The 13190-nt window shown below is 43.6% G+C and carries 11 protein-coding genes; 4 read left to right on the top strand and 7 right to left on the bottom strand.

The window, feature by feature from the left end; translation table 11 throughout:
- Positions 1-99: 99 nt before the first annotated feature.
- The 7 genes from L3V32_RS04360 to L3V32_RS04330 all read right to left on the bottom strand — a co-directional run bounded on the left by L3V32_RS04360 (position 100) and on the right by L3V32_RS04330 (position 8634).
- Positions 100-1521 (bottom strand): aspartate kinase, encoded by a 1422-nt coding sequence (locus tag L3V32_RS04360; RefSeq protein ID WP_005393366.1) that lies wholly within the window; start codon positions 1519-1521, stop codon positions 100-102.
- Between the two features lie 84 nt (positions 1522-1605).
- Positions 1606-1992, bottom strand: coding sequence for an ectoine synthase (locus tag L3V32_RS04355; RefSeq protein ID WP_005393369.1), 387 nt, complete (start codon positions 1990-1992; stop codon positions 1606-1608).
- Positions 1993-2007: 15 nt separating this feature from the next.
- Complete coding sequence (gene ectB / locus L3V32_RS04350) at positions 2008-3273, bottom strand: diaminobutyrate--2-oxoglutarate transaminase (protein WP_005393371.1); 1266 nt, start codon at positions 3271-3273, stop codon at positions 2008-2010.
- 34 nt (positions 3274-3307) lie between these two features.
- A complete protein-coding gene (gene ectA / locus L3V32_RS04345) occupies positions 3308-3841 on the bottom strand; it encodes a diaminobutyrate acetyltransferase (RefSeq protein WP_005393379.1) in 534 nt (177 codons plus the stop codon).
- A 313-nt stretch (positions 3842-4154) separates the two neighbouring features.
- Complete coding sequence (locus L3V32_RS04340; RefSeq protein ID WP_005393381.1) at positions 4155-5816, bottom strand: BCCT family transporter; 1662 nt, start codon at positions 5814-5816, stop codon at positions 4155-4157.
- 191 nt (positions 5817-6007) lie between these two features.
- The gene (locus L3V32_RS04335; protein ID WP_101911959.1) at positions 6008-6754 is read right to left on the bottom strand and encodes a 3'-5' exonuclease; all 747 of its coding nucleotides are present in this window, start codon (positions 6752-6754) and stop codon (positions 6008-6010) included.
- Positions 6754-8634 (bottom strand): DUF294 nucleotidyltransferase-like domain-containing protein, encoded by a 1881-nt coding sequence (locus tag L3V32_RS04330; RefSeq protein WP_006741594.1) that lies wholly within the window; start codon positions 8632-8634, stop codon positions 6754-6756. The genes L3V32_RS04335 and L3V32_RS04330 overlap by 1 nt, the downstream gene beginning before the upstream one ends.
- A gap of 438 nt (positions 8635-9072) precedes the next feature.
- Between L3V32_RS04330 and proV the strand changes: the two genes are divergently transcribed.
- From proV to L3V32_RS04310, 4 genes are all read left to right on the top strand, one after another.
- Entirely contained in the window at positions 9073-10260 is a 1188-nt protein-coding gene (gene proV, locus L3V32_RS04325) for a glycine betaine/L-proline ABC transporter ATP-binding protein ProV (protein WP_005393388.1), read from the top strand.
- A gap of 4 nt (positions 10261-10264) precedes the next feature.
- Positions 10265-11356: a glycine betaine/L-proline ABC transporter permease ProW gene (gene proW, locus L3V32_RS04320; protein ID WP_237283867.1), complete on the top strand. Its 1092-nt coding sequence runs from the start codon at positions 10265-10267 to the stop codon at positions 11354-11356.
- Entirely contained in the window at positions 11349-12356 is a 1008-nt protein-coding gene (gene proX, locus L3V32_RS04315) for a glycine betaine/L-proline ABC transporter substrate-binding protein ProX (RefSeq protein WP_005393392.1), read from the top strand. The genes proW and proX overlap by 8 nt, the downstream gene beginning before the upstream one ends.
- A 216-nt stretch (positions 12357-12572) precedes the next feature.
- Positions 12573-13184 (top strand): thermostable hemolysin, encoded by a 612-nt coding sequence (locus L3V32_RS04310; RefSeq protein WP_237283866.1) that lies wholly within the window; start codon positions 12573-12575, stop codon positions 13182-13184.
- Positions 13185-13190: the final 6 nt, after the last annotated feature.

Raw genomic sequence — 13190 nt, 5'->3', positions numbered from 1 at the left:
CGGTAGTTTACTCCATGCAAAGCGGGCCTATATTGAGAACACAGAAAAACAAAAAAGGAGAGCAAACCTGCTCTCCTTTGTATTTTAACCGTGAACAAACTAAGCGACGTTAACCGATTTAGTTAAACTATTGCTCTGAAAGAATTCATCATGTAATGCGCAAATCGCACGCTGATATTCTTTATCACCCACTACGAACTGAACGTTTACATTTCTCATTGATGAGTGAAGTGCAACTGGCGTTACGCCATTGTTCATCAAAGAAAGTACACCTTTCGCTAGTGTCTTGTTAGTGTCAATTTGAGAACCGATGGCTGAAATCAGCGCGACCATACGGCCTTTAATCGACGCATTCGGATAGCGTTTTTCAGCTTTATACAATACTTTGTTCAAGCTATCAGTACTGCCACCTAGATAGTAAGTAATAGAGTTCGCGTTCATCTCTTTACCAACTAAACTTACGCGCGCATCAGAGATAATTTCCATTAATTCGTAGCTAACGTTATCGGCTTTTCCCACCATCGCTTGGTCAAACAAATGCAGTGCAAACACTTTTTCTTTACCTGCGATAATTTCGACTTTGTCTTCTTCTGGGCGGTAGCTTGAAGAGATCAAAGTGCCTTCGTGTTCAGGTTCAAATGTATTTTTAATCTGTAGCTCAATACCACTCTCACGTAAACCTGCGGCTGCATTTGGGTGAATCGCTTCCATGCCAAGGTTAGCAAGTTGGTCTGCTACATCATAGTTTGTACTACCAATTGGCAAAACTTTTTCAGGACCAACAACACGCGGGTCTGCAGAGCTCAAGTGGTACTCTTTGTGAATTACCGCTAAATCCGCTTTTGTTATCGCTGCAATTCGGCTAAATGTCATCTCACTATAACCTCGGTCATAAGTGTGCATTAGGCCTTCCTTACAGTAAGCATAACCTGTAACGATTGGCAGTTCTTTTGACACATCGATATCAGCAAACGCATCACTGATCGATTCATCAAGGCTTCTTGGCGCTTGATTGTCCCAACCGGACAGGTCAACGAACTTAGCGTTAATACCCATATTTTTTAGTTTCAGTGCCGTGTTGTAAGCACTGTGCGCCTCACCGATAGACGACAGAAACTCTCGAATTTGAGGCAAATACTGACGTAGCGAAAACTGACCGTACTGACACGTTTCTAAAATGTTCGCAATACAGTTTTTTGCTTCAGCAATACGTGAGCGAATGAATTTGTCTGCACGGATACGGTTCATTGGGTCCGCGAAAATATTTTCATTTGTGAGCAGCATACGGCTTTCTACATATGCTAGCGCTTCTTCCCATTTGTCATCACGTTTCGCGATAAGCTGATAAACACCTGGCTTACTGGTTTTTTTACATTCGAGTAGCGCGTCGGTCATACCGCCGTATGCAGAGACGACAAAGATACGATTGTATGGCGATTTAGGACGAAGAATAATGTTGTCGAGAACAGCATCAAATGCTGTCATTGATGTACCGCCGATTTTTTCTACGGTAAATGTCATGATAAGCCTTTTTTGATTGGTAACTTTAAAAGAAAAAAGAAGAGATAGTTGATCGTGGGGCGACAAGCACCCCACCTCTATCTTTTAGTCAACGAGAGGATAAACACCATTTTCATCGTGCACTTCAGCGCCGGTAATTGGTGGGTTGAATACACACGCCATTACCATTTCTTTGTTCTTATAAGCTCTCAAGTAGTGCTCATCGTGTTTATCAAGGATGTATAACGTACCCGGTTTAATCGGGTAAGTTTCTCCACCAACGACTTCAATTTCACCTTCACCGCTCATACAAAAAACCGATTCTAGGTGATTTTGATAGTGAATGTGTGTTTCAGTACCTTCATAAATCGTAGTAATGTGGAAAGAAAAACCCATGTTGTCATCTTTCAACAACATACGGACACTTTCCCAGTTATCTGAAACCACACGTCGCTCACTGTTGCGACACTCATCGAGTGTTCTGACGATCATAATTAATAATCCTTATTAAGATGCTTGTTTGAAATGTTTCGCAGCGATGGTTTCCACTGCACTTTCAAAGATGCTTAGTCCTTGGTCTAATTCTGACTCGCTAATCGTAAGTGGGCAGAAGAACTTAACGACTTCGTCGTCAGGGCCAGCTGTCTCAATTACCATTCCGTTTTCGAAACAGTTTTTCGCGATTTCAGATGCCATATCACCGTTGATACACTCAATACCAACCATCATGCCGCGACCTTTTTTCTGCACAAACATTTGTGGGAAGCGACGAACGCAGCGATCAATAACAGCACTTACTTTGTCTGAACACTGCTTGATGTGTGTTTCAAAGTCATCATTTGCCCAATAAATTTCTAATGCTTTCGCCGCGGTAATAAATGCATGGTTGTTGCCACGGAACGTGCCGTTATGCTCACCTGGCTTCCACTGGTCTAGCTCTGGTTTAAGTAGAACGACGGCCATTGGCAAACCGTAACCACCGATCGATTTCGATAGTGTCACGATATCTGGTTGAATACCTGACGGCTCAAAGCTAAAGAAAGTACCTGTGCGTCCACAACCAGCTTGAATGTCATCGACAATCACAAGAATGTCATTGGCTTTACAGATTTTGCTCAAACGTTGTAACCACTCGTTTGAAGCAGCATTTAAACCACCCTCGCCCTGCACAGTTTCAAGAAGTACAGCGGCTGGTTTATCCATACCTGCAGAGTTGTCGTTTAGCATGGTTTCGAACAATGCTAGACCATCAACGCCAGCGTAACCTTCAAATGGAATACGAGTGACGTTACTTAAGCTAGAACCGTTACCTTGTCTGTGATGCTGGTTACCCGTTGCAGCCAGTGCGCCAGCTGTACAACCGTGGAAACCGTTGGTAAATGCAACAACGCTGTCGCGACCTTTTACTTTTTTCGCTAACTTAAGTGCTGCCTCAACGGCGTTAGTACCGGTTGGGCCAGTAAACTGAACTTTGTAGTCCAAGTTTCTTGGTTTAAGGATGTAAGTATCCAACGCTTCAAGAAACGATGCTTTCGCTTCTGAGTGCATATCCAAACCGTGAGTAATACCGTCCATCTCAATGTACTCAAGCAGTGCTTGCTTAAGTACTGGGTTGTTATGGCCGTAATTTAGAGATCCCGCTCCAGCAAGGAAGTCTAAGTATCGTTCACCTTGTTCTGTTTCCAGCCAGCAGCCTTTCGCTTTACGAAAAACGACTGGGAAATTGTTTGAATATGAGCGTACATTGGATTCCTGCTTTTTGAAAATATCCATGATGAGACCGTTTTTAATTCCTATTGTTTGAGGATTATTTGAGAGGAATGCGATACAAATATTCTGTATCGTGTTTGCCTTTAAAGTGGGCTTCTTCGTCCAAAAATGTGCTTACTTGGCCAGAGTTGCCGTTCATCGCATCTAACTTTTTGAACAATGCCCAAGAGGCTTTATTATCTTCCGTGATGGTAGTTTCTACCGATTTAACACCGCCCAATTCCTCTCGGGTGAGAAGTTCTTTCAACATGCGGAATGCTAAACCGTGACCTCTAAAGCGAGGTGAGACTGCAACTTGCCAGACAAATAAAACGTCTTGCTCGTCTGGTTTCTGATAACCGGAAATGAAACCTGCGATTTCGCCTTTTTGCTCAACCAAAATACTGGTTTTGCTGAAATGCGTAGACTGTAGGAAATTGCAATAAGATGAGTTCATGTCCAATGGAGGACAGTCTGCAATTAAGCTGTAAATGTCGTCACCATCAGAGATTTTAGGCTCACGAAAAATCCATTTTTTACTTGAGTCTTCTCCAATCTCTGGATAAAGAACCCAAGGTGCTGATGTGATCATGTGGAAATACATATCCTTTGAGGTCTAATTAAATTTCCTTTTTATTATGGGCATTCCTCGCGACTAAAAATCAAATAATCCGCCTTTTTATCGGTATTTTTGTGACAAATGTCACAAAAATACCCCATTTAACCAAATCTTAAAATAGTTCGAGGTCTAATTTATTAAAAAATCACTTAAAGAATAAGTATAAAAAATGAACAGAAAAAACAGTCCTCCATGGTCTTCATTTCTCAGCAAAAAATTCAAAAATCAAAAAAAACGGCATGCTTTCGCATGCCGCTTTATTCAAATATTTAACTGCTGATGTTGGTTATTTCGATTTCTTCTTAGAAACCGCTTTTGGACGAGGTTCATCCATCAAGCCTTTTACTAGAGAAACCGTTGCAACAAGCAGAACAATCGTAAATGGTAGGCCTGTGGTCACGGCCATTGCTTGAGCTGCCGCTAGGCCACCACCAAGCATCAATGCAATCGCAACTAAGCCTTCAAACGTACACCAGAACACGCGTTGAGGCGTTGGCGCATCGACCTTACCGCCCGCAGCAATAGTATCAATAACCAGTGAACCAGAGTCTGAAGAGGTAATGAAGAATACCACCACCAAAATAATACCGACGAAAGATGTAATTTCAGCTAGAGGCATCACATCTAACATGGCAAATAGTTTTAACGGTAATTCCGCGTTGAACACGGCTTCATAACCATCGCTCACGTATTGGCTTATAGCGTTACCACCAAAAGCGGTCATCCATAACACACAAACAGAAGAAGGGATAAGGATAACGCAAATAATGAACTCACGAACGGAACGACCACGAGATACACGCGCAATGAACATACCTACAAATGGTGACCAAGAAATCCACCAAGCCCAGTAGAATGCTGTCCAACCTTGAGAATAGTTTACGTCTTCTCGTCCAAATGGCATTGATAGGGCAGGAATATTAGCCACATATGACACTATATTTTCGAAGAAGCCCGTTAAAATCGCGATCGTCGGGCCGACAACAATAACAAAAAGCAGTAAAAGCGCAGCGAGACCCATGTTGATCTCAGATAAGATTTTCACGCCTTTGTCTAGTCCCGCAACAACTGAGATTAAAGCGAGTGCGGTGATGCCAATAATCAATAGTACCTGCGTAGTATTCGTCATTGGAACATCAAACAGGAAGTTCAAACCCGTTGCGGCTTGAGACGCACCGTAACCTAGAGACGTTGCCAGACCAAAAACTGTCGCGACAACGGCAAGAATGTCGATAATGTGACCAGTCCAACCCCATACACGCTCACCAAACAGTGGGTAAAAAATGGATCGCATGGTAAGTGGTAAGCCTTTGTTAAACGAGAAAATCGCCAAACCAAGAGCCAATAGCGCATAGATTGACCACGGATGAAGCGCCCAGTGGTAAATCGTCGCCGCCATGCCTAGTGCAGATGCAGCACTTGCATCGCCTTCTGCACCACCTAGAGGGGCCCAGTCAGTACGAACACCGTTCTCAACGTTCACGCCACCAATAGCAGAACTAAAATGAGACATAGGTTCTGATACACCAAAGAACACCAGACCGATACCCATACCTGCTGCAAAGAGCATTGCCAGCCAACCCGCATAGGAATAATCTGGCGTCGCTTCTGTACCGCCGATTCGTACCCGACCTAGCGGTGTAAAAATCAACCCAACACAGACAATGACAAAAATATTACCAGATGCGAGAAAGAACCAATCCAAATGGTGTAACAAACCCGCTCTTAGATCTGCGAAAAACGGCTCTACCTGTTCTCGAAATAATAGTGTTACTACAACAAATAGGATGATTGCTAAACCAGAAATTGCAAAAACACGGTTATGAATATCAAGGCCAAACGGGCCTACTTTTAACGCGACGTTATCCTGACCAATTTGATAGTCAGTGTCTATCGCGTTTACCTTTCCATCGGGGCGTTGAATGCCACCGTTATTATCGGTGCTCACGGATAATCTCCTTAAAAATACGTGACCAAATTTAAATTACTTTCGTCGGAGTTTGAGTGATGAAATCTCCCATCACTACCAAGCACATGTTCAAAAAACATAGTTCTTATAAGCGGTTACTCAGTCCGCCATAATAATCGCAAAGCCCCCTACCTTTCATTGCATTTTATTGTCTTCATCATAAACAACGCTTATTGCCAAATCGAAGAGATTGGCATGCTTCGATTAAAATGATATTGCAACTGTGCTTGAAACAGTTCAGCAGTTGCCAGCGCATCGGTCAAAGCATGATGAGGTTGATAAGCAGGAAGGCGATACCTTTCACGAGCATGCCCCAGCCTGACAGAGCCTGGCTTCTTACCTTTTAACTTATTGAATAGGCCACTGCATTCACGGCGCTGTATCGCGTGTTCAATGTCTAGCGTATCGACAACGGGAAACTGTATCCCCTCCCCAATGCTATTTAGCAACGCGTTATTAAAAAACTGCCTTTCGATATTTTTATAATGAACAAGCACAACTTTGCCTGACAGCGCATCCAATATTTCCCCTAAAATGTGGGTTAATTGGGGCGCGTTTTTGACTTCAGAATCAGTGATGCCATGAATCACAACTGACTCTTCGTTTAACTCACGATTAGGGTTAACAACCCAATGCGCAGAGCCACTACATTGAACACGATCAATGGTAAACGGCACAAGTCCAATCGTGAGAATTGCATCCTCTTCCGCATTCAAACCTGTCGTTTCAAAATCTACCGAGACAAACGGCACTTCCTCAATTGGTGTTTCCCCATTAACCATCGGTGTCGAGTAATAACGTTTGAGCCTCTCGTCTCTTGCTTCTTTCGCGAGCTGTTTGAATAACGTTGACCACTCTGGCGTCCGAGACGTATCCAACAACGGCTGATCTTTTGCTGCCTTTTTTGAGAACCACATTATTTGCTACTTCTCTGGTATCGGAACTTGATGAAGTTCTGCGCATTACTAAGGATTTGGAAAGCAGCTTTTAAGTTTCGGCGCTCAAACTCTGACATGTTCTCTGGCTCAATGTTGTTATCTGGTTCATCTCCATTTTCGATATCGAGTGCTTGATGACGAATTCGAACCATGTAAATCAATTCCATTGCATCCCTCAAGTCCATTCCTCGCCCTTTAGGTAAAATGCCCGCATCATTGATATCGTCTAAACGGTCAAACGAGTTTTGCGAACGGGAACCAATTGCCAATGAATGTACTCGAATCAAATCTGCCAATGGCGCAGTACCTCTTCTTTTCAAGTTAATAGAATTGCGGTGACGACCATCTTTCTCCATAACAAAATCTTTGAAGAAGCCCAATGGCGGTGTACGACGTATCGCGTTGTAAGCCATACATGCAAGGAAGCGGTTGTTTCTTTTCGCGCGCCTAACAATAAAGCTGCTTAACTGTTCCGCCCACTTCACTCGCCCATGAACACCTAACAAATCAAAAAAGATATTACTGTTTAACAACCTTTCAGGAGTTGGGTTATCTATCCAGTTGCCAAAGCACTCCTCCCACTCCGCTCGGGTTTTTCGCCACTCTGGATTGGTTGCCATAATGTCGCCAGTACAGTAAGCATAGCCGCATGCTGCTAAACCATCACAAACGAATTTGGCAAACTTTTCAAAGTACTCCCCGTGCATCTCAACATCATAACTGTTGTCGAGAATAAGGGCGTTGTCTTGGTCCGTTACAATTAACTGCTCATCCCTGGCCATCGATCCCATAGCGACCAAACAATACGGAATTGGCGCAGGGCCAAGCTCTTGCTCTGCTAATTCAGCCAAACGCTGTTTAAAGCTACTACCAATTACCGACATGGCTCGACCAATCATATGAGCGTTGGCATCTTCATTCACCATTCGTACAAAGCAGTCTTTCACTTGTTCAGAAACTTGCTTGAGATCTTCAACGCTGGTTTGTTGGAAGATGGAGCTAACGAGTAACAAACTGTTTTGAGATTCATAACGGACAATATCCGTCATGCCAATAATTCCTATCGGCTTTTTATCTTTTAAAATAGGGAGATGGTGCACGTTGTAGCGCAACATGGTTAACATGGCTTCAAAGACATAAGCGTTGTAATCCAGAGACACCACGTCATAACTCATGACCTCACTCACTGGGATATTGGTATCAATGCCCTGAGCTAATACGCGAATACATAGATCGCGATCAGTCAATATTCCAAGTAGTTGTTCATCATCTTCTTCTGTGAGTTCTTCTGCTGGGCGAACAATAAGCAAAGAGGTGACATTTTCCTCCGCCATCAGTATCGCGGCTTCTTGAATCGATGCCGTCGCCTCCAACGTTACCGGATCTCTCGCTAAGATTTTACGTGCCTTGGCAGTGGTAAAGTCATTGCTTTCTGAGCGGCTGGATATTGCGCTTCGCAAACGCGCGCTGTCTTCCAGTTCCATGTAGTCAGCAAAGTTTTCAAACTCATCACAAAGCTCGTTGAAAATATCCTCCGGAATACAGTAAACCAAGGTGTCTTCTATCGCTTTGGCAGGCATACGCACACGGTTGTTCATTAACAACCCCATCTGTCCAAACAGTCCACCAGCGTCAATCCTGTTATAGAGTTCGCCTTTACGTCGGTAGATCTCCACAGCGCCGCTTCTCACCATATATAAGTCGCGGATCGTGTCTCCAAAATTGAGTATCTCTGTGCCTTGCCGAAAGTATGCAACCTCGGCATTTAGAGCGATCTTTTTTAACTGCTCTTCGGGTAGATCATCGAAAGGTGGGTACTGGCTAATGAAGTTGAGCACTTCTAACTGTTCGGCTTCCATCTTTTATTCCATACGTTGCCTAAACTACAGCGATAAATATCACCAAGATTGAAATCAATCAATGAATAAATCTAAGAATAACAACACCTAACCTAGTTCGCAGAATAAAACTCCAACCAAAAATTAGAGCTCTAATGTTTTTAAATATAGACCTCTAATCTATTTTTCCTTATAGCTATGCAGATGGGCTGAGTTGAAATGTACTAAAAACTTCAAAATAAATTCAAACCAATGTCATGGAAAAGTTAAGCGAAGACAAAACCAATCGTAAATATCTATTCTTGTTAATAAAAACACTATTTAACCACACCACCTTCATTGTTTATTGTATGCACATAAAATCCAATTAACCGAACCCCATTCGTTGAAAGTTGAACTAAAATTAATTAGAGTACAAATCGTTAAACAGTTATAAACACACAAAAAAGGACAGATAACATGGATCCCATACTGGAAGTTAAGGGACTGTATAAAGTGTTTGGAGAAGACCCAGAAAGAGCCTTCTCGCTTATCGAAAAAGGTATCGATAAGGACGGTATTTTTGAACAGACAGGTTTAACAGTCGGCGTAAACGATGTATCTCTCACCATTAACGAAGGTGAAATTTTCGTAATCATGGGGCTTTCTGGTTCGGGAAAATCTACTCTCGTTCGACTCCTAAACCGACTCATTGAGCCAACGAAAGGCAGTGTTTATCTAAAAGGGAAAGATATTGCCCATATCTCTGAAGACGAACTTCGAGAAGTTCGTCGCAACAATATCTCAATGGTGTTTCAAAGTTTCGCACTTATGCCTCACATGACGGTGATCGAAAACGCTGCATTCGGTTTAGAACTTGCTGGCATTGATGTTAATGAACGTCAGAAAAGTGCCCTTTCCGCTTTGGAAAGAGTTGGCTTAGACCCTTATGCAGAATCTTTCCCTGACGAGTTATCCGGTGGTATGAAACAGCGCGTGGGTTTAGCAAGGGCATTGGCTTGTGACCCAGACATTCTATTAATGGACGAGGCGTTTTCCGCTTTAGACCCATTAATCCGTTCTGAGATGCAGGATGAGCTTATTCGTCTACAAAACGATGACAAACGCACAATTGTCTTCATCTCTCATGATTTGGATGAAGCAATGCGTATTGGTGATCGTATCGCCATCATGCAAAACGGTGAGGTTGTTCAGGTTGGCACACCTGATGAAATATTGCACAGTCCAGCAAATGATTATGTCGAAGCGTTTTTCCGCGGCGTAAACATCGCAAGTGTCTTGACAGCAAAAGATATCGCTCGCAAGAAGCCAGCCGCCGTCTTTAAGAAATCGGAAAATGATGGCCCAGGCTCCGCGATGCAGATTCTGATGGATCATGACCGTGATTACGGCATTGTCGTCGATAAATCTAGCCGATATTCCGGCATCGTGTCTCTTGACTCACTACGTTTGGCTCACAAAGAAAACCGCTCTCTAGCCAGTGCTCAATTGACGGATGAAGTCACTCTTCAGCCAGAGCAGTCAATCAATGACATTTTGGGGCTAGTTGCAGGCGTTCCTTATGCCGTACCTGTCGTTGATGAGCAAGGTACTTACTTTGGTGTCGTGACTAAATCACGTCTTCTACAAACACTAGATAAGGATTAACACGATGTCTTCAGAGCAAACTAACAATGATCCCTGGTCGAATACCGCTCCTGCACAAGATGATCCTTGGTCACAAGGTGTAGGTGCTGACGCTGCCCCAAGTAATGACTGGTTAAGCTCAGAAACTGTAGAGCAAGCGCCATTCGACATTATGACCCCATTCCAAGATGCGGTTCTACCACTTGATAGCTGGGTAGAATCGGGATTGAACTGGTTGGTGGAACATGGTCGCCCAGTTTTCCAAGCAATTCGAGTTCCAATCGACTTTATTCTTACCTCGTTTGAAACTGCTTTGGTGTCCACACCTGCGCCCATCATGGTGCTCATTTTATTTTTGCTGGCGTGGCAGTTTTCCAATGTAAAACTCGGTTTTTCAACACTTGTATCCCTTGTTTTTATCGGCCTAATTGGTGCGTGGTCACAGGCGATGACAACGCTCGCACTGGTTTTAACCGCCGTCTTCTTCTGTTTGCTTATCGGGCTACCGATGGGGATATGGTTGGCGAGAAGCCAAACCGCAGCCAAATTTGTTAGACCAATACTCGATGCAATGCAAACGACCCCCGCGTTCGTTTATCTAGTGCCAATCGTTATGCTATTCGGTATTGGTAACGTTCCTGGCGTTGTAGTAACCATCATTTTCGCACTGCCTCCCGTTGTGCGCCTGACTATTTTAGGGATTCAGCAAGTACCTGAAGAGCTAATCGAAGCGGGCCACTCTTTCGGGGCAAACAAAAAACAGATGCTTTACCGCATCCAATTGCCATTGGCGTTACCAACGATTATGGCAGGGGTAAACCAAACCTTGATGCTTTCACTTTCTATGGTTGTGATCGCTTCAATGATTGCGGTTGGCGGCTTGGGCCAAATGGTACTTCGTGGTATCGGCCGACTTGATATGGGTCTTGCTGCCGTCGGTGGCTTAGGCATCGTAATTCTTGCCATTTTATTAGACCGTATTACCCAAGTATTAGGGGTTAATGCGGGTAACACCAAGCTTCGCTGGTATCACACAGGTCCTGTTTCATACCTATTAAAACTGAAAACAAAGACGAACCAAGACGATCTAAAACTTAGGAGAAACATCAATGAATAATTCATGGAAGAAAGCGCTCTCTGTTGGAGCTCTAAGTACTATCGCATTTTCAACTTATGGTGTGGCAAGCGAACTACCGGGTGAAGGTGTGACTGTTCAGCCAGTTCAATCAACCGTTGCAGAGGAAACGTTTCAAACATTGATCGTAAACCGTGCACTTGAAGAGCTTGGTTACGACGTAAAACCGACTAAAGAAGTCGATTACAACGTAGGCTATACCTCTATTGCTAAAGGCGACGCCACTTTCTTAGCTGTAGGTTGGTTCCCTCTTCACGCCGATAAGTACACGATGTCTGGCGGTGATGATAAGTTTTTCCGCAAAGGTCAATATGTAAGTGGTGCTGCTCAAGGTTACTTGATCGATAAAAAAACCGCTGAAAAATATGGCATCACAAATATTGGTCAATTAAAAGATCCAAAACTGGCGAAACTTTTCGATGCCAACGGTGACGGTAAAGCGGACTTAACAGGTTGTAACCCAGGTTGGGGTTGTGAAATGGTCGTTGAGCATCAGTTGGATGCGTTCAAGCTTCGTGACACAGTAACGCACAACCAAGGTAACTACGCTGCGATTATCGCTGACACGATTTCTCGTTACAAAAAAGGCGATCCGATTCTTTACTACACTTGGACACCTTACTGGGTAAGTGGCGTCTTAGTTCCGGGTAAAGATGTTGTTTGGTTAGAAGTGCCATTCTCTTCACTTCCTGGTGAGCGTAAGGACATCGACACAACACTAGAGAACGGTAAGAACTACGGCTTTGAGATGAACTCTATGCGCATCGTTGCGAACAAAGAGTTTACTGAAAAGAACCCAGCAGCAGCGAAGCTGTTTGAAATCATCAAGCTAAACATCAATGATGTTAGTGCGCAGAATATGATGATGAGCCAAGGTAAGAACAGCTCAGCAGACATCGAGTCTCATGTAAATGGCTGGATCAAAGCGAACCAGAAAAAGTTCGACGCATGGGTAGACGAAGCTAAAAAAGCAGCCATGTAATCGGCACAACCATTAAAATACGTGACACCTAACTTTAGAGCCAACCGTTCACATCGGTTGGCTCTAATTTTATTCACCGTAGTAAAAAGGGTTACAACAATATTGAGCCCTGCTCCTCAGTATTTTCTTAAAGTTTCTACTTAATTTCATTCCTTAAGAGTTTCTTAAGTTTCGCGTTTTATTTTGTTGATAACCAATCAAACAAAGGAAGCGCTCATGAAACACCATGCACAAATTTCTGCAGATGGCTTTACTTTAGACATCGTCTATCCAATGCATCCGCTTTGGAGCCAAGTTATCGAGCATGTTTCTCAGCGTTATCAAGAAGCATTCTTTGCCGAGCTCAAACAGTTTATGCCGGCGTATTTAACCCTCATCGAAGGCGGTCAAATCATTTCCGTATGCGGCTTTCGCATCGCCGAAAATGAGCCCTTGTTCCTTGAACAGTATTTGGAAGACGATGCCCAAAAGCTGGTTTCTAACGTATTTAACTGCGACGTAAAACGTTCGAACTTAGTGGAATTCGGTCACTTGGCATCTTTTGCTAAGGGCATGTCGTCTCTGCACTTCTACCTCATCGCAGAAATGCTGGTCAATCTCGGTTTTGAATGGTGCATCTTCACCGCGACAGACCCACTTCACGCCATGATGGCGCGCCTAGGGTTGGAGCCTCATATCATCGCGCAGGCCGATCAAAACAAAGTCCCCGATGCCGAGTCCACTTGGGGGTCGTACTACGAACATCAACCGCGTGTGTTAGCTGGCAATTTGCAAAAAGGACTCGAACGTCTTCGATTAATCCAAGAAAGAAAACGCAAACAAGCCTAGATAGAA

Origin of the sequence: Vibrio sp. J2-4, from assembly GCF_021728155.1 — a bacterium.
Taxonomy (GTDB): domain Bacteria; phylum Pseudomonadota; class Gammaproteobacteria; order Enterobacterales; family Vibrionaceae; genus Vibrio; species Vibrio diabolicus.
The sequence above is the reverse complement of the archived record's forward strand: the minus strand, read 5'-3'. Positions and strand labels throughout refer to the sequence as shown.

What these genes read in the sequence shown, in the direction of transcription:
- L3V32_RS04360 (WP_005393366.1), bottom strand. Translation starts at nt 1,521, where the DNA reads ATGACATTTACCGTAGAAAAAATCGGCGGTACATCAATGACAGCATTT.
- L3V32_RS04355 (WP_005393369.1), bottom strand. Translation starts at nt 1,992, where the DNA reads ATGATCGTCAGAACACTCGATGAGTGTCGCAACAGTGAGCGACGTGTG.
- ectB (WP_005393371.1), bottom strand. Translation starts at nt 3,273, where the DNA reads ATGGATATTTTCAAAAAGCAGGAATCCAATGTACGCTCATATTCAAAC.
- ectA (WP_005393379.1), bottom strand. Translation starts at nt 3,841, where the DNA reads ATGATCACATCAGCACCTTGGGTTCTTTATCCAGAGATTGGAGAAGAC.
- L3V32_RS04335 (WP_101911959.1), bottom strand. Translation starts at nt 6,754, where the DNA reads ATGTGGTTCTCAAAAAAGGCAGCAAAAGATCAGCCGTTGTTGGATACG.
- L3V32_RS04330 (WP_006741594.1), bottom strand. Translation starts at nt 8,634, where the DNA reads ATGGAAGCCGAACAGTTAGAAGTGCTCAACTTCATTAGCCAGTACCCA.
- proV (WP_005393388.1), top strand. Translation starts at nt 9,073, where the DNA reads ATGGATCCCATACTGGAAGTTAAGGGACTGTATAAAGTGTTTGGAGAA.
- proW (WP_237283867.1), top strand. Translation starts at nt 10,265, where the DNA reads ATGTCTTCAGAGCAAACTAACAATGATCCCTGGTCGAATACCGCTCCT.
- proX (WP_005393392.1), top strand. Translation starts at nt 11,349, where the DNA reads ATGAATAATTCATGGAAGAAAGCGCTCTCTGTTGGAGCTCTAAGTACT.
- L3V32_RS04310 (WP_237283866.1), top strand. Translation starts at nt 12,573, where the DNA reads ATGAAACACCATGCACAAATTTCTGCAGATGGCTTTACTTTAGACATC.